The 856-nt window shown below is 65.3% G+C and carries 1 protein-coding gene; it reads left to right on the forward strand.

Annotation, left to right across the window (positions count from 1 at the left end; all coding sequences use genetic code 11):
- Window positions 1-856 (forward strand): chaperonin GroEL (gene groEL, locus AKL29_RS03915; RefSeq protein ID WP_152977421.1); only part of this gene is annotated, 856 nt, incomplete at both ends.

Below are 856 nucleotides of genomic sequence, written 5' to 3' on the forward strand. Positions count from 1 at the left end.
CCGACGCCATGAAGAAGGTCGGCAACGAGGGCGTGATCACGGTCGAGGAGGCCAAGTCGCTCGAGACCGAGCTCGACGTCGTCGAGGGCATGCAGTTCGACCGCGGCTACATCTCGCCCTACTTCGTCACCAACGCCGACAAGATGCGCGTTGAGATGGACGACGCCTACATCCTGATCAACGAGAAGAAGCTCTCCTCGCTGAACGAGCTGCTGCCGCTGCTCGAGGCCGTGGTGCAGACCGGAAAGCCGCTGGTCATCGTCGCCGAGGACGTCGAAGGCGAAGCCCTTGCCACTCTCGTCGTCAACCGCCTGCGTGGCGGCCTGAAGGTCGCGGCCGTCAAGGCTCCGGGCTTCGGCGATCGCCGCAAGGCCATGCTGCAGGACATCGCGATCCTGACCGGCGGCCAGGCCATCTCGGAAGACCTCGGCATCAAGCTCGAGAACGTCACGCTGCAGATGCTCGGTCGCGCCAAGAAGGTGATGATCGACAAGGAGAACACCACGATCGTCAACGGCGCCGGCAAGAAGGCCGACATCGACGCCCGCGTTGCCCAGATCAAGGCGCAGATCGAGGAGACCACCTCGGACTACGACCGTGAGAAGCTGCAGGAGCGTCTCGCCAAGCTCGCAGGCGGCGTCGCGGTGATCCGCGTCGGCGGCGCGACCGAGGTCGAGGTGAAGGAGCGCAAGGATCGCGTTGATGACGCGATGCACGCGACCCGCGCGGCTGTCGAGGAAGGCATTCTCCCGGGTGGCGGCGTCGCCCTGCTCCGTGCCTCCGAGCAGCTCAAGATCCTGCGCACCAAGAACGACGACCAGAAGACCGGCGTCGAGATCGTGCGCAAGGCGCTGTC

The sequence above is a fragment of the Bradyrhizobium pachyrhizi genome, from assembly GCF_001189245.1.
Classification (GTDB): Bacteria; Pseudomonadota; Alphaproteobacteria; order Rhizobiales; family Xanthobacteraceae; genus Bradyrhizobium; species Bradyrhizobium pachyrhizi.